Origin of the sequence: Streptomyces sp. NPDC052109 (assembly GCF_040680195.1) — a bacterium.
GTDB lineage: Bacteria > Actinomycetota > Actinomycetes > Streptomycetales > Streptomycetaceae > Streptomyces.
Genome location: NZ_JBFAWF010000014.1, coordinates 95,348 through 114,526, shown reverse-complemented (window position 1 = coordinate 114,526; position 19,179 = coordinate 95,348). Strand labels below are relative to the sequence as shown.

The 19,179-nt window shown below is 69.5% G+C and carries 15 protein-coding genes; all 15 read left to right on the top strand.

Annotated features, from left to right (window positions below; genetic code table 11):
• The first annotated feature begins 14 nt into the window (after positions 1 to 14).
• Positions 15 to 1,139 carry a DUF2235 domain-containing protein gene (locus AB0L59_RS26470; protein ID WP_365588179.1) on the top strand — a complete coding sequence of 375 codons (1,125 nt, stop codon included), beginning with the start codon at positions 15 to 17 and terminating at the stop codon, positions 1,137 to 1,139.
• Positions 1,140 to 1,738: 599 nt separating this feature from the next.
• The gene (locus AB0L59_RS26465) at positions 1,739 to 2,878 is read left to right on the top strand and encodes a phage tail sheath subtilisin-like domain-containing protein (RefSeq protein ID WP_365588176.1); all 1,140 of its coding nucleotides are present in this window, start codon (positions 1,739 to 1,741) and stop codon (positions 2,876 to 2,878) included.
• A gap of 15 nt (positions 2,879 to 2,893) precedes the next feature.
• Positions 2,894 to 3,334: a phage tail protein gene (locus AB0L59_RS26460; RefSeq protein ID WP_365588173.1), complete on the top strand. Its 441-nt coding sequence runs from the start codon at positions 2,894 to 2,896 to the stop codon at positions 3,332 to 3,334.
• Positions 3,335 to 3,339: 5 nt separating this feature from the next.
• Complete coding sequence (locus AB0L59_RS26455) at positions 3,340 to 3,702, top strand: hypothetical protein (protein ID WP_365588171.1); 363 nt, start codon at positions 3,340 to 3,342, stop codon at positions 3,700 to 3,702.
• A gap of 11 nt (positions 3,703 to 3,713) precedes the next feature.
• Positions 3,714 to 3,857: a hypothetical protein gene (locus AB0L59_RS26450; protein ID WP_365588168.1), complete on the top strand. Its 144-nt coding sequence runs from the start codon at positions 3,714 to 3,716 to the stop codon at positions 3,855 to 3,857.
• The gene (locus tag AB0L59_RS26445) at positions 3,854 to 4,900 is read left to right on the top strand and encodes a DUF4157 domain-containing protein (RefSeq protein WP_365588166.1); all 1,047 of its coding nucleotides are present in this window, start codon (positions 3,854 to 3,856) and stop codon (positions 4,898 to 4,900) included. The genes AB0L59_RS26450 and AB0L59_RS26445 overlap by 4 nt, the downstream gene beginning before the upstream one ends.
• Position 4,901: 1 nt before the next feature.
• Entirely contained in the window at positions 4,902 to 5,675 is a 774-nt protein-coding gene (locus AB0L59_RS26440; RefSeq protein ID WP_365588165.1) for a LysM peptidoglycan-binding domain-containing protein, read from the top strand.
• Positions 5,672 to 7,318, top strand: coding sequence for a phage baseplate assembly protein V (locus AB0L59_RS26435; protein ID WP_365588163.1), 1,647 nt, complete (start codon positions 5,672 to 5,674; stop codon positions 7,316 to 7,318). Before AB0L59_RS26440 ends, AB0L59_RS26435 begins: the two co-directional genes overlap by 4 nt.
• Before the next feature lie 12 nt (positions 7,319 to 7,330).
• Positions 7,331 to 7,735 (top strand): hypothetical protein, encoded by a 405-nt coding sequence (locus tag AB0L59_RS26430; RefSeq protein WP_365588162.1) that lies wholly within the window; start codon positions 7,331 to 7,333, stop codon positions 7,733 to 7,735.
• A 12-nt stretch (positions 7,736 to 7,747) separates the two neighbouring features.
• On the top strand, positions 7,748 to 8,137 hold the full coding sequence (locus tag AB0L59_RS26425) for a GPW/gp25 family protein (protein WP_365588159.1): 390 nt from the start codon (positions 7,748 to 7,750) through the stop codon (positions 8,135 to 8,137).
• Positions 8,134 to 10,209, top strand: coding sequence for a putative baseplate assembly protein (locus AB0L59_RS26420; RefSeq protein WP_365588157.1), 2,076 nt, complete (start codon positions 8,134 to 8,136; stop codon positions 10,207 to 10,209). The genes AB0L59_RS26425 and AB0L59_RS26420 overlap by 4 nt, the downstream gene beginning before the upstream one ends.
• 24 nt (positions 10,210 to 10,233) lie before the next feature.
• Positions 10,234 to 11,922 (top strand): phage tail protein, encoded by a 1,689-nt coding sequence (locus AB0L59_RS26415; protein WP_365588154.1) that lies wholly within the window; start codon positions 10,234 to 10,236, stop codon positions 11,920 to 11,922.
• Between the two features lie 15 nt (positions 11,923 to 11,937).
• On the top strand, positions 11,938 to 14,397 hold the full coding sequence (locus AB0L59_RS26410; protein WP_365588152.1) for a hypothetical protein: 2,460 nt from the start codon (positions 11,938 to 11,940) through the stop codon (positions 14,395 to 14,397).
• Complete coding sequence (locus AB0L59_RS26405; RefSeq protein WP_365588149.1) at positions 14,366 to 14,653, top strand: hypothetical protein; 288 nt, start codon at positions 14,366 to 14,368, stop codon at positions 14,651 to 14,653. The genes AB0L59_RS26410 and AB0L59_RS26405 overlap by 32 nt, the downstream gene beginning before the upstream one ends.
• 1,692 nt (positions 14,654 to 16,345) lie before the next feature.
• On the top strand, positions 16,346 to 18,514 hold the full coding sequence (locus tag AB0L59_RS26400) for an RICIN domain-containing protein (RefSeq protein WP_365588390.1): 2,169 nt from the start codon (positions 16,346 to 16,348) through the stop codon (positions 18,512 to 18,514).
• The last annotated feature ends 665 nt before the right edge of the window (positions 18,515 to 19,179 follow it).

Below are 19,179 nucleotides of genomic sequence, written 5' to 3'. Positions count from 1 at the left end.
AAGGGAGCACCGACATGCCACGCGCGATCGTCGTGTGCCTCGACGGGACGGGCAATCAGGTGGGCGCCAGTCACCCCACCAATGTGGTCAGGCTGATGGAGATGCTGGACGCGGACGATCCAGCCCGTCAGCTCGTGTACTACGACCCCGGCGTCGGGACCATGTCGTCGGCCACTGCCCACGGCCCGGCCGGCCGCAGACTGTCCCGTCTGTGGGGCCTCGCCTTCGGCAGCGGGCTGAGAACCAACCTCGCCGAGGCGTACACATACCTCATGCGGCACTGGCAGCCGGGCGACGAGGTGTACGTGTTCGGCTTCAGCCGTGGCGCCTACACCGCCCGGGCGCTCGTCGGGATGCTCAACAAGCCCGGCCTCATGCGTCCGGGCTCGGAGAACCTCGTGCCGTACGCCGTGTCGAAGTACGCCTTCAACCAGGACATCGAGCGGAGCGAGGAGGAGGTCGCGCGGTTCTCTCACGCGTTCTGCCGACGCACCGAGAACGAGCCGCTGTGGGCGCAGGTCAAGCAGAACAGTCCGCGCCAGGTATCGCACCACGCGCTGCCGGTGGCCTACCTCGGTGTCTGGGACACCGTGAAGGCGGCCGGCCTGCTGCGTCTGGGCAATCTGCAGTGGCCGTACACCCACCAGCTCCCGAACGCGGCCCGCGTCCGGCACGCCGTGTCGCTCGACGAGACCCGTCGCCCCTACCACGAGTTCCTGGTGACGCCCCGCCCGGCGCCGCGTCAGGCCACCGCCGAGGAGGTCTGGTTCGCGGGGGTGCACTCGGACGTCGGCGGCACATTCGCGCATGCCGAGGGCGCCCCTCTGCTCTCGACAATTCCGCTTAAGTGGGTCACGGACGGTGTCACCCAGCACCTGGTGTTCCGGCCTCTGGCCTACAGCACGAACTGCGCGGTCACCGAGGACTTCGCCAGCGCTCCGGTCCACGACAACGGCCCGCTGTGGATCCTCGCGGGCCGACGCTCGCGTCCGGTGCCCGGCGACGCCGTGCTCCATTCCAGCGTCAGGCTGCGCCGGGAACGGGACCCCGGGTACCGCCCGGACCTTCCCAATCCGCAGGAGCCAGGACGGTGGGCCGACCCCGACTGGACCAAGCCCATGCCGCCGCCCGGTGGTTGACTCCCCCCGACTCCAGTGGCACGTGATCCCGGACAGGGCTAACGTAGCTAGTGATTCCTCGTTCCCTACTCCCTCCTGACAGGTCGGAGGTACCGAGGACCTCAGCCGTGATCCGCGACCGCCGGACAGGCAGGGTCCGCAACGGCCGGAATCGTCATCCCCGCCGACGGCACCGAACTGTCGGCACGGCCGGCCCGATCGAGAGTGAGGAGCCCGAGTCCGGTTCGCCGTGACGTCGTGGGACTGACGAGAGGAAGCAAGCCATCATGGTCGCTCTTTCCCAACGTCAGGTTCGGCAAGACCAACGATGAGGTACGCACCGTACAGACGGGTGATCCGCTGTGCGACGCCAGATGCTGGCACGCGGTGCGCGAGTCGCTGGACGAGGCCATGCCAGAGGCGTTCGCGCCCCCTTCGCGAATTCCCCGCTTCATGGTGGGTGGGGTACGCGTCGGCGGCCGAGAACCACTTCTTCGACCTCCTGCCGGTGGACAGCATGTTCCTTCCGCACAGCACAGGCTGAGGACAGGGTGCTCCCTGTCCCCAAGATCATCCTTCCGCGGCCTCCGACGCAGCCCACAGCGGGCGAGGTGACTTCGATGACCGACTTCGAGACGCAGGCACCAGGCGTATACCTCAACGAGATCGAGACGGCCGGGCCGATCGCGGGAGCGGGTACCAGTACGGCCGCGCTGATCGGCACCGTCGCCAGCGCGAGCGCCGTCCCGAACGTACCGGTGCGCGTAACCAACTGGACGCAGTACACGGAGAAGTTCGACGCCTTCAAGAAACCGCTGAGCCTTCCGTACGCTGTACGCGGCTTCTTCGAGAACGGCGGAACCCTCGCCTACATCGTCCCGGTCACCGACATGACCAAACTGGACGTCGCCCTGGAGGCGCTCTCCCACCAGCTGGACGTCAGCATCGTGTGCCTGCCCGGCGAGACGGATCCCGCGATCCAGTCGCCTGTGATCGGACACTGTGAGGCCATGGGCGACCGCGTCGCGGTCCTGGACGGGGCCGGCAACGCGGACAACGCCGCGGACACCGCTCCGGTGGAGGCACAGGCCGGCAGCCTCATGACCGACCGCGGGTTCGGTGCGCTGTACTGGCCGTGGATCCAGATCAACGACCCGGAGGCACCGGCGAGCAGTCCGGGACGGGTGACGGTCGCCCCGTCGGGCCACATCGCCGGCGTGATGGCCCGCAGCGACAACCAGCGCGGGGTCCACAAAGCACCGGCCAACGAGGTCGTACGCGGGGCTCTTGAACTGGCGTACAACCTCAACGACACCGAGCAGGGCGCGCTGAACCAGCTCAACGTCAACGCGCTGCGGACCTTCCCCGGCGGCCCTCCCCTGGTATGGGGCGCCCGGGCCCTGTCCAAAGACACGGCCTGGCGGTACCTCAACGTACGCCGTCTGGTGGCGTACATCTCGGACTCCCTGTTGCAGGGCCTGCGCTGGGCTGTGTTCCAGCCGAACAACACGGCACTGTGGAAGGCCCTCGAACGCACCGTCACGGAGTTCCTGACGCGCGTGTGGCAGTCCGGCGCGCTCTTCGGGCGTACAGCCGCCGAGGCCTTCTACGTCAAGATCGACGAGGAGCTGAATCCCGACCCCGTGCGGGAACTGGGAAACGTGTTCATCGAGATCGGCCTGGCCCCCACCCGGCCCGCCGAACACATCGTGATCCGACTGGGCCTGTGGTCCGGCGGCGGCCGGGTCAGCGAGGCATAGAGAGGACGACCGGAGATGGCGCAGACTGGTGAGCGGGTCGATCCCTTCCGGAATTTCAACTTCCTGGTGGAGCTGGACGGGATCGCCCAGGCCAGCTTCCGGGAGTGCACGGGCCTGGGGTCGACGACGGAGGTCATCGAGAACCGTGAGGGCGGCGACAACACCACAGTGCGCAAGCTGCCTGGTAAGACGAGCTACTCCGACATCACGCTGAAGTGGGGCCTCACCCCGTCCCGTGAACTGTGGGACTGGCGCCAGCAGGTGGTGGACGGCAACGTGGTGCGCAAGAACGGCTCGATCGTGGTGTTTGACCTGAGCAACCACAGCGAGGTGGCGCGCTGGAACTTCGTCAGCGCCTGGCCGACCAAATGGGAGGGCGCCGCGTTCAGCGCCAAGGGCGCGGACGTCGCCGTCGACACCCTCGTACTGGCCCATGAGGGCCTGAGCCGGGCGTGAGGGCGATGCTGGTCACGGAGGTCGAGTTCGAGCTGCCGAAGGGCTATGTGGACGGCGCCGGCGATCTGCACCGCAACGGCGTGATGCGGCTGGCGACGGCCGCCGACGAGATCTACCCGCTGAAGGATCCCCGGGTGCAGGGCTGGCCCGCGTACCTGATCGTCGTCCTGCTGTCCCGTGTGGTGACCAAGCTCGGCGGGGTGCCGGAGGTCACGCCGGGGGTGATCGAGGGTCTGTACTCGGAGGACCTGGCACATCTCCAGGCGCTCTACAACCGGATCAACGGCCTGGGCACCACCACGGTCCTGATCACCTGTCCGCACTGCGGCCAGGACCACGAAGCGGAGGTCCCGCGGTCGGGGGGGTAAGGGGCTACCCCGTGGCACGGGTCCGTCAGGAGGTGGCCTTTCTCGGACGCCATGTCCACTGGACCCTCGCCGAGGCGCTGGCCCTCGACCACGCGGAGCGGCTGCACTGGATCCGGGAGATCGCCACCGCCCTGGAGGAGGAAGGCGAACCATGACGGAGTACGGCATCCTGCCGGTGCCGACACTGGGCGAGCGCCTCGACGCCCAGGGGCGGCACCACCTCGCGCGTCTGCTGTTCCCCCTGCCGTGGGCGCGCCCGCTGCGCGTCTTCATCGACCGGGTGGCCGAACTGACGGCGGACGCGGGCCGGTTCGACCGGATCGAGTCCGCCCCGGACCGCCCTTTCCCGCTGACGGCGGCCGCACCGCTCCGCCGTCCCCGGACCGCCATCGGCCTGCACGTCTGCGAACCGTCGGCCGCCGCCTGGCCCGAGAACGGCCCGGCCGGCGATCCGGCGAAGGCCCCCACGGCACCGTCGCCGAGCCCCATGGCGCCGCCCGCAGCGGACACGCGGCAGAAGGACACACGGCAGACGGACGCGCGGCATTCCGTCGACGACGCGCTGCCCGCCGAGTCGGGGACACCGGGGCACGGGCACGACGACCTGCCCGCCGCAGCCAGGTCACGCCTGAGGACCGCGGTGGGGCCGGCGGCCGAGGCGATACGGGTGCACCACGACGACCGGGCCGACACGCTCGCGCGTGACCTGCGAGCGGACGCCGTCACCCTGGGCCGGGACGTGTACTTCCGCCACGGCCGGCTCAGCCCCCAGGACTCGCGGGGGTTCGCTCTGCTGGTTCACGAGGCCACCCACGTCATGGCCCTGCTGAGGCCGGGTGCGTCCTGGCGGCGGGCCACCGGTGCGGGTATCCGCGCTGAGGAGGCCGAGGCGCTGGCCAACGAGCGAGCAGCGGTCTCCGGTCCCCTCCTGGGTGCCGGTGCGCCCCGGCGTCCGGCAGCACGGACCGTTCCCGCCCGCACCCGCCCCGCCCCGCTGCCCGCAACCGCGCCCGCCGCCCCGCAGGGGCCGATCGTCCGGGCGCCGGCCGCACCCGCGACGCAGGCCATGCGGGCCGCGACCGACCGGACCACCGCCACCGCGGACGTCCCGCCGCCGGTCGATGTGCAGGCGCTGAAGCGGGACCTGGTCGACGATCTGATGCGCCAGTTGCGCAGCGAGTTCGAGCGCGGAGGCTGACATGGCGATCACCCCCTTCGGCATGCCGTCGGTGTCCCGACCCGGGCCTGTGAGCGCCGCCCTGACCAAGGCCGAGATCATCGACACCACGTCCGGCGACAGCTTCACCGTGATGTTCAACCCCGAGGAGCTCAAACTCGACCAGGGGAACAGCTACGCCGAGATCGGCGTACCCGGGCTGGACGCACCGCCCGTGCAGTACATCCGCGGCAAGGCCCGGGCCCTCAGCATGGAACTGTTCTTCGACACCTACGAGGCCAGCACCGACGTCCGCGCTCATACGGGGCCGATCGTGCGACTGCTGGACAAGCAACCGCAGACCCAGGCCCCGCCGGTCCTGCTCTTCTCGCTGGGCAGCTTCCAGTTCCGCTGCGTCCTGGTCGACGCCAACCAGCGCTTCACCATGTTCCTGCGCAACGGCACCCCGGTGCGCGCGATTCTGTCCGTGCGCTTCCAGGAGTTCGTGACCACCGACGTCGAAGTGCGCCGCGGCATCTTCTTCGCCTCGCCGACGGCGTCGGCGGTCGTCAACCAGGCGGTGTCGGTGGCGCGGTCAGTGACACGGGAAGAGCCCACGGTGCACACCGTGGTGGAGGGCGACACCCTGAGCGGCCTCGCCGGGAGCTACCTCGGCGACCCCGCACTGTGGCGCGACATCGCGGACGCCAACCGCATCACCGACCCGCTGGCCCTCACCCCCAACACCCGTCTGGTGATTCCTCCGCGCCGCCAGGACGGCACAACCCCACCCCGGCAGGGGGGCACACGGCCATGAGCGTCCCGTCGTACGCGCCACGCCTCGACATCCGTGTCTCCGGTCTGACCATGGCCGCCGAGCTGGCCGACCAGGTGCTGAGCGTCACCGTGGAGACCAGCCTGGATCTCGCGGGCACCTTCGCCCTGACCCTGCGCAACCCTGACAACAGGCTTCTCGACTCGGCGTTGCTGGAACCCGGCAAGACGGTCGAGGTCCACCTCGGGTACGGCAACGACCTCAAGCCCGCCTTCCTCGGGGAGATAGCCGCCATCGAACCGTCGTTCCCAGCAGGGGGACCACCGACCATTCAGGTGTCCGGTTACGACAAGTCGTACCGCATGAGGCGCGGCCAGCCCGAGCCCACCGAGTACACCTTCGTCAACGACAGCATCGTGGCCGCCCGGATCGCGGTGGAGAACGGCCTCGTCCCCGTCGTGGACCCCACCCCGGGGCTGCAGGAGAAGCTCCCCCAGGTGGAGAGCGACATGGCGTTCCTCAAGGAACGCGCCCGCCACTACCACTTCGACGTCTACGTCGAGTGGGACCGATTGCACTTCCAGTTCCCGCGCCCGCAGACCGCCGCCCACGTCCTGGAATGGGGCCGGAACCTCTTGAGTTTCAGTCCACGCCTGTCGGCGTCGGCCGCGGCCGGGCTGCAGACCGTGCGCGGGTACAACCAAGAACTCGCCCAGACCATCCAGGGCGTGGCACTGGCGGCCGACCTCGACCTGGACCAGCTCACTGAGCGGCTCGGCTCCTCCGCCGCCGACCTGATCCTCTCCATGGCCCGCAAGGGGATCCGCAGGAACGTGCTGGACAACCCCCTGGACGCGAAGATACTCGCGGAGTCGCTTCTCGCAGAGTTCGTGGAGGGCATGTACGAGGGCAGCGGCTCGTGCCCCGGCATCCCGGAGCTGGCCGCCGGTCAGTACGTCGAGATACGGGGCGTCGGCAAGCGCTTCAGCGGCACTTACCGGCTGCGGAAGGTGACCCACCGCATAGACGACGGCGGTTTCATGACCGACTTCTCGATCAGCCAGGGCGGGCATTCCAACCTGCTCGGCCTGCTGCGCAAGGAGATCGCCGAGGAACCGTCCCCCAACCGCACGGAGCCCTTCTACGGGGTCGTCGTGGCGCTGGTGGAGGACAACCACGAAGTGGCCGCCGTACCGCCCAAGACACCGCTCGGCCGGGTGAAGGTGTCCTTCCCCGGGCTGTCCGACCGGTTCACCAGTGGCTGGGCCCCGTGCGCGAACCCGACGGCGGGCAACGGCACGGGCCTGTACTGGCTGCCCGAGGTCGGCGATCAGGTGCTGGTCGCCTTCGAACTCGGCGATCTGAGCAAGCCGTACGTCATCGGCGGATTGTGGAACACCCGTCGGCCGCCCCCCGCGACCAACATGGACGGAACGAACAGCACCCGCGTGATCAGAAGCCGGGCGGGTCACACCATCACCTTCGACGACTCCAAGGCGGGCGGGGAACTGGTCATCAAGGACGGCGGCCAGGGCAGCACGATCGTGCTCGGCGCCGCCGACGGTTCGCTGACCATCAGCGCCGCACGCGACCTGACGATCACAGCGGGTGGGTCCATCACGCTGGCGGCAGCAGGGGGCACGACGAAGATCACGGTCACCGAGAGCGCGGTCGACGTCAGCTGAGGAGGGAGCTCCATGGGCAAGGTACTGACCACCGCGAGCACGGTGCCCTGCGGGCACGTCCCGCCACCGCCGCAGCCCCCGGTGCCCGGGGGTCCCCCGCCGCCACCGCCCCCGCCGGCACCGCCCGTGCCCGGCACGTTCGAGGTCCGGAGCACAGCGAAACTGGCGGTCGAGGGCCACCCCGTGCTCGTGGAGGCGAGCATCCACCAGGCCACCATCACCAACTGCCCCAACACCGTCTCTCCCGCGAAGCCCTGCACCAAGGTCCTGGCGGTGGCCGGCGGTCAGTCCGTCAAGCTCAGGGCCGGTGGTGCCCCGGTCATGCTCGACCAACTCGCCTTCACCACCGACTGCTCACCGCCGCTACCCGCTCCGCCGACAACGACAGCCAACCAGTCGAAGCTCACCTCGGTGTGACAGGAGGCCCACATGGAATCCGACGTCCATGGCCGCGGCATCGCCTTCCCCGTCCGCTTGGAGGCTGCCGGCTTCGGCGAGTCCGCGGGGCCCCGCAAGATCCAGGAGTCGATCCGGCTCATCCTCGGGACCCAGTACGGCGAGCGCGTGATGCGCCCCGACTTCGGCTGCAACCTCAAGCGGCTGGTGTTCGCGCCCAACAACGAGGCGACGGCCAACCTCGCCCGCTACTACGTCGAGGAGGGACTGAGCCGATGCGAGCCGCGTATCGAACTCGTCGACGTCACGGTCACGAACGACAGTGTGCAAGCGGCCCTGCTCATCGACATCAGCTATCGCATCCGGGCCACGGCCACCACTGACCGGCTCGTCCATCCCTTCCCGCTGGAGCGGTCACCATGACTGCCGAATCCGACCGTGGGCGTGTCCGTCCCCCCGATCTGGACGACCGCACCTGGCAGGACCTGGTCGCCGAGATGCTCGCCCTGCGGACGACGTACGCACCGCAGTGGACGGACGACCGGCCGAGCGACATCGGTGTCACGCTCGTCGAGCTGTTCGCCTGGCTCGGCGAGGGGGTGATCTACCGGCTGAACCAGGTGCCCGACAAGAACTACATCGCCTTCCTCGACCTCATGGGCATCACCCGCGACCCCGCCACGCCAGCGGCCACGCATCTGACCTTCCACGCCACGGGGCCGGCGCCGGCGGACGTACCGGCGGGCACCCAGGCCCACACCCTGCCCGTGGAGGGCGAGGCCCCCATCGTGTTCGAGACCGACGAGGACCTGACCGTGCTGCCCGTCAAGCTCACGACGGCCCTCCTGCTCACGCCGAAACCCGACGACCACTCCCGCCTCGTCTACGAGAACGTGTCCGCCGATCTGGTGGGCACCGGCACCGGACGCCGCCTGGTACCGGTTCCGCCCCATCTGACCACGCATCTGTGCCTGGGCTTCGAGGACCCGGTCAAGGGGCAGGTCGAGCTGCGGCCCCGGCTCTTCCGGACCGCCCCGGACACTCCCGTGGGCACGGTGACCTGGGCCGCCTCCGTCAGCGGCACGCAGCCCGGGGGCTGGCCCGCCATCGGGCCCTCCGGCACCACGAAGGATCTCCACGACAAACGCGTGAGCCTGCCCGTTCCGGCGCAATGGGCCGCCCAGAATCCGCAAGCGGACTGGAACGGCGTCGGCGCCGCGGCCGAGCCCTTCGACGCACCGCGGTTCTGGGTCGGCCTGCAGATCGCCAACCCGGCCGACGCCCCGCTGGAGATCGGCCTGGACCGGGTCCTGTTCAACTCCGCCCTCGCGCACACCGCGCTCACCATCCACTCCCCGGAGACGCTCGGAGAAAGCGACGGCACGCCCTTCCAGGTGTTCGAGCTGCGCCACCGTCCGGTGTACCGGCGGCCGGATCCCGAGGCACCGTACGCCGATCTGGAGGTCCAGGTCGGGCAGGGCACCCCGCCGGCCTGGGAGACCTGGCAGCTCGTGCCCGAACTGCAGCCGGGCCCGGGCAAGGCCTACCGGCTCAACCCCGTGACCGGCGAGATCAGCTTCGGAAGCCACGACGATCGCAACACCGCAGGGTACGGCAGCATCCCCGCGACCGGCGCCCTGATCAGGGCGCGCACCTACCGGCATGTCGCGTCGGGGGCGTCCGGCAACGTGTCCGCCGGGCAGGTCACCGTGGCCGGCACCAAACCGGACGGCACCGTGCCCGCCGGACTCGACAGCGTCACCAATCTCCTCGCCGCCCACGACGGGATCGACGAGGAACCGACCGAGGACACGCTGCGCCGGGCACCGGAACGGCTGAAGATCCAGGACCGCGCGATCACCGCCGACGACTTCGCGCACCTTGCGCGGGAGGCGTCCAGCGACGTGCGGATCAGCCGGTGCCTGACGCCTTATCCGCCGCACGGCGACCCGTGGACGTTCGGCGGTATCGACCGCGCTCCCGGGAACGTGAGCGTCATCGTCGTACCCGATCAGGGCAGTCAGGTGGCACAGCCGGAGCCGCCTCCCGAACTGCTCGACGCGGTACGGGCGTACCTGGACGCACGCCGGGATCTGACCGTCCGGTTGTTCGTCCACCGGCCGCGCTACCTGCCGATCGTCACCGAGGTGTCCGTGCAGGTGTGGCGGGAGGCCGTCCACGCCGGAGTCGACCTGACACAGGTCCACGACGACGTGGAACGGAAGATCGGCGCCTTTCTCCACCCGACCCGGGGCGGACCGGACGGCAGGGGCTGGCAGGTAGGCCAGCCGGTCTTCAGCTCGGACCTGTTCCGGGCGGTCATGCCGCCCGAGACGGTGGGATACATCGGGCAGATCAGCGTCGCGCCCGGCACTCCCGACTATCCCGGTGGCCGGCCCTTCCCCCAGCCGGCGCCGGGCGCCTCGGTCCAGGTGGCCGACTACGAACTCGTCTGTGCCGGCCCGGCGACCGTGACGGTCGATCAGACCCTATGACGCCCCGCAGGAGGATCAGCAGCCATGCCCGAAAGCAGCTATCTCAGATTCCTCCCGCCCGTGGTCCGGCAGGACGAGGAGTTCTCCCTCGGCGATGCCCTCCGCGTATTCGAGAAGATCCTCACCGGCATCGACGACCACGTACGGATCGTGCACGACAAGCACACCCAAGCCGGGGACGAGAGCCACACCCATCTTCCGCTCACGCAGCGGATCGCGCTGCTGCACCGGCTCTTCGACCCGTGGACGACACCACCGGAGTTCCTGCCGTGGCTCGCTTCGTGGGTCTCCCTCCGCTTCCCCGAACTCCAGGGCCAACAGCTCTGGGACGAGTACCAGCGCCGCAAGGCGACCGCCGCGATCAGCCGCACCCATCGGCACCGCGGGCTGCGCAGCGGACTCGACGCCATCCTGGACCTGTACGCCGTCGGCAGGGTGCGGCCCCGGGTCGCGGTGGACGACGGATCCTGTCTGATCTCCCTGCGGCTCGACGCGGGCCTGCCGGCCCCGGTGTCCGTGCTGCCGACCTTCCGCCCGCTGATCGACGAAACCCAGGACCCGCCCGCGGTCGTCCGCGAAGGTCTGATGCGTCCCTGGTGCCTCGCACAGGGCTCCGACGGCAGCCTGTACGTCGGCGAACACGGGCTGCCGGACGACCTGCTGCCGCACCGGCGCCGGGTGTGGCGCCTTAACGCCGACACGCAGCCGGATCTCGCCGGCAGCCCGCCGCTCCCCCGGCCCCTGGTGCCCCAGCAGACCATGGGCCAGGTCGTCGCCGTCGCCGTACGCCCGCCCCTGGCCGGTCAGCCGGAGACACTGTTCATCCTGGAGCGCACCGGACGGATCCTCTCCGTCGCGGATCCGCACACGGCCGACTCGGCGGCCGAGGTCACGAACCTCGCCTCCGGCGGCTCCGTCTTCCCCCTGGCCATGGCCGTCGACGACAAAGGTGATCTGCTGGTGCTGGACCGGAAGCTGGAGCCGGACGAGCCGGCGGCACCGAGGGTCTTCGTCGTCCGCCCCACGCCGGCCGCGGTGACGGTCAAGGATCTCGACCCCGCGGTCGTCAAGGAGCCCCTGTCGCTGTTCGTCGACGGCGACGGCACGCTCGTCATCGGAGACGGCGGCGACCAGCAGCCACCGGCGGGTGCGGGGAGCGGGAACCTGGTGCGGGTCGTCCGCGGCGACCCCGTCTGGACGCTCACCCCTCTTCTGCATCCGGACAACCCGCTCGTCGCCCCCACCGCGGTCACGCGCGCGGACACGGACGTCCTGTACGTCCTGGACGCCGGTCTCAGGCCCTTCTGGCCCTCAGCCACAGACAATCCCTTCATCCTCGCCAAGGCCGTGCCGGCCTGCCTACACCGCGTGACGACGTCCGGGGAGGCAGCGGGGGCCGACATCGTGCGAATCACCGAGCCGGGGCAGTTCGTCTACCCCCGGGGGATGACAGCGGCGGGACGGCAACTGCTCATCTGCGACCCGGGGCAGATCGAGACCGCCGGGATCGGCCTGGACGGACACCGGTCCCGCACCAACCCCTTCGAGATCAACGTGGTCATCCACTTCTCCGCCGGGGAGCTCTCGGTGGATCCGGCACAGCAGCAGCGCGAGCTGAGCCAGGCCCTCGGCACCATCAACTCCATCGTCGAGCAGCACAAGCCCGCCCACTGCCGGTGCTTCGCGGTGACCATGACCCCAACCCCACAGTGAGAAGCGGTGACCGGCATGGCCGTCAAGCGCACGGAATACTTCAACTTCGACACCGGCAGCGCCCGCAGTCTGGGAACGCAACGGGCCGAGACCCTGATGGACACGGAGGACTACTACCGGCCTCTCGACGAGGCGCGCGGAGCGGCCCTGCACACCTGGGGCGTGGCTGACGGCCTGGGGGTGAGCGCGACCCCCGGGCAGCCCGGGGTGACGGTGCAGCCCGGCACCGCGCTCGACGCGGCGGGCCGCACCAGTGTCCTGGAGACGGGCGGATTCGCCATCGTCGATCCGGGCGTCGACCCGCAACAGCCGGTGAACATCCCCACCGTGGTGATCGGTGCGGACGGCTCGCGACTGGACACCACCGGCATGTCCGCGGGCACCTACGTGCTCACCCTGACCTGGCGTGAAGTCCTCGGTGAGACACGGCTGATCCGGCTCCACGCCCCGTGGCTGCGGCTGCTGCCGATCGCCGGCTTCCAGGACGTGGGACAGCAGGTGGTGCTCGCCGAGGTGTCCCTGGACGCCAAGGGCTCCGTCTCGGGCGTCACGTCCGGAGCGCGCCGTTCGGTGGGTGTCCCGGTGGAACGGGTCGAGCTGCGCGCGGCGCGCGTGACCACGGGTTCACCGACGACGGTGGGCCAGGGTCCGGCCGCGGAACTGCGGGGCCGTACCGACGGCGGCCTGGACCTCATGGTGTTCGCCGCCGACGGCACCGGGCACACGGTGCTGTCAGCGAACGGGTCCAGCGGTCACCTGGGGATCGGGACGTCGTCGCCCTCCGCGCCCCTGCACATCGCCACGGGGAAGGCGGACGGGCACGGACTGAAAGTCACTTCGCCCACCGGGGGTTCGGGCATCGAGCTGGCCCACGACGACTCGGGACCCGCGTACGGGATGTTCGCCGGGAACGACAGGGCCTGGCACCTCAGCAACGAGGACGATCACAAGGACCTCGTGACAGTGAGTCCCGAGGGCGAGATGGACATCGCCACACTGAAGGTCGCGAACGACCTGAACGTGGGCTCCGCCGATGTCAGGGGCGACCTGAAGGTGGGTTCCTCCTTCGCCGTCATGGGTGACGCGGGCAGCGTCGGCATCGCCGTCGACGGGGCGCCGGCGTCGGCCCTGCACGTGAACGGGTCCGGCGCCCACTCGGGCGGTGACGCGGGCGGATACTCCTTCGCGGACCGCAGCGTCGAGGAGTTCGTCACCCATCCCGGGAACGGGGAGCGCTGGGTGTGGTATGCCTTCGAAGGCAGTGCGCGGCTGTGGTCGGGCATCGACCTGATCACGATCGGTCAGGGGGACGGCAACGCGCTCGACGTCCAGCGACGGATGAGGGTGCGTCAGGGCCCCGACGACGACGATGGCTCGGCCGGCATCTGGCTCCACCAGAAGGACACGGACACGGACCGCGCCTTCGTCGGCATGGAGACCAGCGACAGCGTCGGCTTCTGGGGCAACACCGGGGGCCACTGGGGCCTGGTGATGGACACCGGCAGCGGAACCGTGTCCTGCCGCAACGGGCTGACGGTCGCGGGCGAACTGGACGCGGGGAAGAGGATGAGGGTGCGTCAGGGCCCCGACGACGACGACGGCTCGGCCGGCATCTGGCTCCACCAGAAGGACACGGACACGGACCGCGCCTTCGTCGGCATGGAGACCAGCGACAGCGTCGGCTTCTGGGGCAACACCGGGGGCCACTGGGGCCTGGTGATGGACACCGGCAGCGGAACCGTGTCCTGCCGCAACGGGCTGGCGGTGGCCGGAGAGGCAGCTTTCGGCCAGGACTTCGGCCGACGTGACGGACCCGCCGCCCTGCACCTGTTCGGCTCGGTCGTCCGGGACATCGGCGAGGGCATCCTGAACCTCCAGAGCGGCGGCGACGTCATCGCCCTGAGCGGCAGCAACGACCGGGTGGGGATCGGCACGATCACCCCCGCGTTCAAACTCGACGTCAACGGCGACATGCGCGTCCTCGGCCATCTGGAGAAGCCCGCGGGCAGTTTCCGGATCGACCATCCCCTGGACCCGGCCAACAAGTACCTGTCCCACTCCTTCGTGGAGTCCCCCGACATGGCGAACCTCTACACCGGAGTGGTGGAGACCGATGACGTGGGCGAGGCGACGGTCGTCCTCCCTGACTACTTCGAGGCACTGAACCGCGACTTCCGCTACCAGCTCACGCCTGTCGGCTCCCTGGCGCAGGTGGCGGTGACGAACGAGATCAAGGGCAACCGCTTCACCGTACGCACCGATCAGCCGGGCATCAAGGTGTCCTGGCAGGTGACAGGGGTGCGGCACGACGCCTGGGCACAGTCCCACCGGATCCTCGTGGAGGAGGACAAGCCGGAGGCGGACCGGAACTACTACCTGCACCCCGCGGAACACGGACAGCCGGACAGCGCGGGCATCCTGAACCACAGGGAAGGAATGCGCGATGAGCGATCAGCAGAAGCCACAGACGCATGACCGGATGCGAGAACGCATCGCTGAGCTGAAGCGCGACCACGACAACGGTGAACGGCAACTGCGCAGACTCATGCAGGAGGAGGCGACAACGCGGGACGGACTGCTGCGCGTCAGCGGGGCGATCCAGATCCTGGAGGAGATGCTCGGTGACAACGCGTACGCCACGGACCGAACGACCCGCCCGGACACGGCGACCGACGCCGTTCCGTCGACCACGCCGGACGGCGCCGGAACCCGGGCGATGAGCGTTCCATAGTCCGGGTACGGCCCTGCCCACGGTGGTCGCGGCGGGGTGCTCAAGGGCCCGCTCGCTTCCCGCCCCACACAGCACCAGCGCCACCGCAAAGCCCGCCACAACTGCCGCAGACAATCCAGCAACGGCGGCGTCAGACGCTGGGCAGCATCGATAAACAGCACACCCGGTTCGGCCAGCGCCCGCGTCAGAGCCTGGCCGGCCCGGCCCGGTGCGGCAGCGCCCCCGACGGCAGCCCGAGCGCTTCACACAGCGAGGCCCGCAGCCGTGGCAGACCGGGTGCCCGGCCGGCCACCGCCCGCCACACCGGCACCCGGCCGGACAGAAGATGCAACGCCTGCTCGACGGCGACCGTCTTCCCCAGGCCCGTGTCCCCCTACACACAGCACATCCCGCGGGCCGCGGCCCCACAGCGGCCACCTGCCGTGTGGACACCAGCCGGGCCCCCGGCACATACAACCGCACACCGCCGCCCCGCACCCCAGCATCCGCGGCGCCCTCCAGCACCGGCACGTCGACGGCCGGCCCGTCGACAACAAGCGGACCACCCGCCCCGTCCACGAGCCCCACAACTGCCAACGCCCGGTCATACCGGCTCGGCTCCAGCCCCACCCTGGCCCCTGCCGGACGAGCTACTTCAAGAACCCGGCCCGCCCCCAGATCCCGCTTGATCACCCGGTGCAGCGTCGGCAGCGAGAGCACACACTGCGCACCCCACCCCTCCAACAACCCCCTCTTCCTGAACCCGGAGCATCCTGCGACGCAACTCCGCGACGTTCCCACCCGCCTCCGCAAGCCCCCCACAAGGCGTCACTCAGCGAAAACCCGTCCTGCCGCGGCCGCGCCTCGACACGGCCCCGGCGCCCATCAGCCAGCCACCGCCAAACCGTCCGCTCCGACACACCCGCCAACCCCGCCGCGATCCGCACATGCAGCGCAGTCAGCGTCCCCTCCCCATCCACCGCAAGAAGCCGACGCACCACCACACCCCCCGCCCACGGCACACCCCCGGCCCGCACAACCCCAGCCGACCCCGCCCCGGGATCACCCACCGAAACCCCCTGAACCGTCATACAGCCCAGCCCACCCCACCCCGCCAACCCCTCACACAGGAACAGCGAAACCCATGACAGCCAGCAACCAACCAGCCAGCCCCACCACAACACCCACTTGGTCACCCCATGGCAGCGACCACAACCCCGCCCCCCACCCCCTACCACGACATCCACACCACGAACCCGCCGACGCCCACCCACCACCCCAACGCCCACTCACACGTCGCGAGTACGACGGTCGGCACCGTGACCCGCGTCGAGTACCGCAGTTCGGTGGCTGGAACGGTCGGCTCGAAACGCATCGCGAGCGCGTCGTCCAGCTTGACCCGGCAACCCGCACCGGTTGAACGTACGCGGCGACGGAAGCCAGATCCAGCAGTTCTCCCACTGATCCGACCCGGTGAATCGACCACTGTCCACAGGACCCAAGGCGCCCGCGGACAGTGGTCGTTGTGCGCCCGGCACATAGTTCACGGCTTTTCTTTCAACTTATATTGACGACCCGTGGGGCGGCGCTTAACGTCCGATCAACCTCTCGTCCCCACAGGCGCCCTAGGAGACACGCGTGACCAACGTTCTCGCTGTGCTCGCCCGAGCCCATCGTCATCGCAGACGCACCACCGCCCTCACAGCGGCGCTCCTGCTGCCGGCCGCCGCCGGCATCTCGCTGACCTCGGCCCCGAGCGCCAGTGCAGCGACCATCCCCACCGCCCCCACCACCGTCGTCAACGTGAACAGCGGCAAGTGCGTTGACGCGCGGGCCGCGGCCACCGGCAACGGCACGGCTGTGCAGCAGTACACCTGCAACGGCACCGCCGCCCAGTCCTGGCAGTTCACCGCGACCGACAGCGGCTACTACCGGATCGGTGTGGCCTCCGCGCCGAATCAGGTGTGGGACGAGACCGACGTCTCAACGGCCGACGGCGCGCTGACACAGCTGTGGCTCTACGGCGGCGGCTCCAACCAGCAGTGGCTGCCGGTCGCCGAGGCCTCCGGGACGTACCACTTCGTCAACCGCAACAGCGGCAAGTGTCTCGATGTACCGTCCGCGTCCACCGCCGACAGCGTCCAACTGCAGCAGTACACGTGCAACGGCACCGCCGCCCAGTCCTTCACGCTCACCGGCGGCCTCACTCCGCCGCCCAACACGCCGGACTTCGGCCCCAACGTCACGGTGTTCGATCCGTCGATGCCGATGTCCACCATCCAGGCGCAGATCAACTCTGTCTACAGCACCCAGCAGACCAACGAGTTCGGCACCCAACGCAACGCCCTGCTGTTCACCCCCGGCACCTACAACGTCGACATACCCGTCGGTTACTACACCCAGGTCTCCGGACTGGGCCTGTCACCGGACCAGGTGTCGATCACGGGCGGCGGCGTACACGTCGCGGGGCACACCAGCGACGGCAACGCCACCCAGAACTTCTGGCGTGACGTCGAGAACATGTCGGTGAGCCCCAGCTCGGGAAGCACCATGTGGGCCGTCTCGCAGGCCGACCCGTTCCGACGCATGGACGTGCACGGCGGGATGAAGCTGTGGGACGACAGCCACGGCACCACCAGCAACTGGTCCAGCGGCGGCTACATCGGCGACTCCCGCGTCTCCGGACAGATCAACTCAGGAACCCAGCAGCAGTTCCTCACCCAGGACACGGCCATGGAAGGCGGCTGGACCGGGCACAACTGGAACATGGTCTTCGTCGGTGACACCGGCGCACCGGCGACCAGCTTCCCCAACCCCCAGTACACCACCGTCGCGCAGAGCCCGGTGATGCGCGAGAAGCCGTTCATCTACGTCGACGGCTCGGGCAACTGGCAGGTCTTCGTCCCGTCCGTGCGCACCAATGTCCAGGGCCCGGACTGGATCAACGGCAACGCCCCGGGCACCTCACTGCCGATCAGCCAGTTCTACATCGTCAAGCCCGGTGACACCGCCACCACGATCAACAACGCCCTCGCCGCCGGCAAGAACCTGATCGTCACCCCGGGCGTCTACCACCTGTCCGCCCCTCTGAACATCACCCGTCCCGACACAGTGGTCCTGGGACTGGGTCTGGCCACCCTCGTGCCGGACAACGGCGTCACGGCGATCACCACGGCGGATGTCGACGGCATCGACATCGCCGGGCTGCTGATCAGCGCGAACACCACCAACTCCAGCACACTCATGCAGGTGGGCCCGGCCGGTTCGACCGCCGGCCACACCGCCGACCCCATCGTGCTGCACGACGTGTTCTTCCGCATCGGCGGCGACATCGCCGGCAAGGCCACCCAGACACTGGTGGTCAACAGCAACGACGTCATTGGCGACGACCTGTGGCTGTGGCGGGCCGACCACACCAACGGCGTCGGCTGGACGACCAACCCGGCCGTCAACGGACTGATCGTCAACGGCAACAACGTCACCATGTACGGCCTGGCGGTCGAGCACTACCAGAAGTACCAGACCACCTGGAACGGCAACGGCGGCCGCACGTACTTCTACCAGAGCGAGACCCCCTACGACGTGCCCGACCAGTCCAGCTGGACCACCAGCGGAGGCGACCTCGGCTACGCCTCCTACAAGGTCGCCAACTCCGTGACCTCGCACGAGGCTTGGGGGGTGGGCGTGTACGCCTACCTCCGCGACAACCCCTCCGTCGTCCTCGGCCATGCCATCGAGGTCCCCACCACGTCCACCGTGAAGTTCCACAGCATGGTCACCACAGTCCTGGGCGGCGACGGCACCATCAACCACATCATCGACAACACCGGCAACCAGGTCACACCCAGCAGCAACGTGGCCTACCTGGTCGGCTACCCGTAAGTCCCGGGCCCAGACCTGACGCTGCACAGGAAGGGGCCGGTGCGAGCCGGCAGAACCGACACACGACGGCCCGGCCCGCCTCCAGGAGCCGGGCCGTGCCTCACGCACGGCTGAGGCGCAGTCGGTGAACGATGCTTGTGGTGCGGTCGATCATTGGCTGGTGGCGGAGAGCCGCCCTCGGAGCTGATGTCCATGACGGGGGCGGCCCTTCACTGCTGTGGCCGATGGCCACAGCAGTGAAGAGACAGCTGAGGTCGCCGATCACGCCGGCCAACTCAGGGCAGCCAGCGGCGGCGGCCTGGAAGTGGGTGGCTGCGCCCAGTCCCGTGATCAGACGGTGGATACGACGCTGGGTGGTGCGCCGGCTTCAACCCTGCGTCCGAGCGACGACCACATCCGTACAGCCGGAGGCGAGCAGGCCGAGAAGGCCAAGCGCATCGGCGTCCGGGCCGCCGGTCCCTCCCGCGCGCGGCTTGGTGTCCCGATCCGAAGTCGCCCGCTTCCACTCGGCCTCGGAAGGAGCCTCCGGCGCAGTACCAATGGCCCTCACCCAGACGTCGGAGCAGTCGTCGTACGAGACCGGCGGGGGCCTCGAGCTCTGACGGTCAGTTCGCCGCAGCACGTGGGCACGCCGTCGCCGCACCCATGCGAAAACCCGTCAGGTG

What these genes read in the sequence shown, in the direction of transcription:
- AB0L59_RS26405 (WP_365588149.1), top strand. Translation starts at nt 14,366, where the DNA reads ATGAGCGATCAGCAGAAGCCACAGACGCATGACCGGATGCGAGAACGC.
- AB0L59_RS26460 (WP_365588173.1), top strand. Translation starts at nt 2,894, where the DNA reads ATGGCGCAGACTGGTGAGCGGGTCGATCCCTTCCGGAATTTCAACTTC.
- AB0L59_RS26435 (WP_365588163.1), top strand. Translation starts at nt 5,672, where the DNA reads ATGAGCGTCCCGTCGTACGCGCCACGCCTCGACATCCGTGTCTCCGGT.
- AB0L59_RS26420 (WP_365588157.1), top strand. Translation starts at nt 8,134, where the DNA reads ATGACTGCCGAATCCGACCGTGGGCGTGTCCGTCCCCCCGATCTGGAC.
- AB0L59_RS26425 (WP_365588159.1), top strand. Translation starts at nt 7,748, where the DNA reads ATGGAATCCGACGTCCATGGCCGCGGCATCGCCTTCCCCGTCCGCTTG.
- AB0L59_RS26415 (WP_365588154.1), top strand. Translation starts at nt 10,234, where the DNA reads ATGCCCGAAAGCAGCTATCTCAGATTCCTCCCGCCCGTGGTCCGGCAG.
- AB0L59_RS26440 (WP_365588165.1), top strand. Translation starts at nt 4,902, where the DNA reads ATGGCGATCACCCCCTTCGGCATGCCGTCGGTGTCCCGACCCGGGCCT.
- AB0L59_RS26410 (WP_365588152.1), top strand. Translation starts at nt 11,938, where the DNA reads ATGGCCGTCAAGCGCACGGAATACTTCAACTTCGACACCGGCAGCGCC.
- AB0L59_RS26445 (WP_365588166.1), top strand. Translation starts at nt 3,854, where the DNA reads ATGACGGAGTACGGCATCCTGCCGGTGCCGACACTGGGCGAGCGCCTC.
- AB0L59_RS26430 (WP_365588162.1), top strand. Translation starts at nt 7,331, where the DNA reads ATGGGCAAGGTACTGACCACCGCGAGCACGGTGCCCTGCGGGCACGTC.
- AB0L59_RS26465 (WP_365588176.1), top strand. Translation starts at nt 1,739, where the DNA reads ATGACCGACTTCGAGACGCAGGCACCAGGCGTATACCTCAACGAGATC.
- AB0L59_RS26470 (WP_365588179.1), top strand. Translation starts at nt 15, where the DNA reads ATGCCACGCGCGATCGTCGTGTGCCTCGACGGGACGGGCAATCAGGTG.
- AB0L59_RS26455 (WP_365588171.1), top strand. Translation starts at nt 3,340, where the DNA reads ATGCTGGTCACGGAGGTCGAGTTCGAGCTGCCGAAGGGCTATGTGGAC.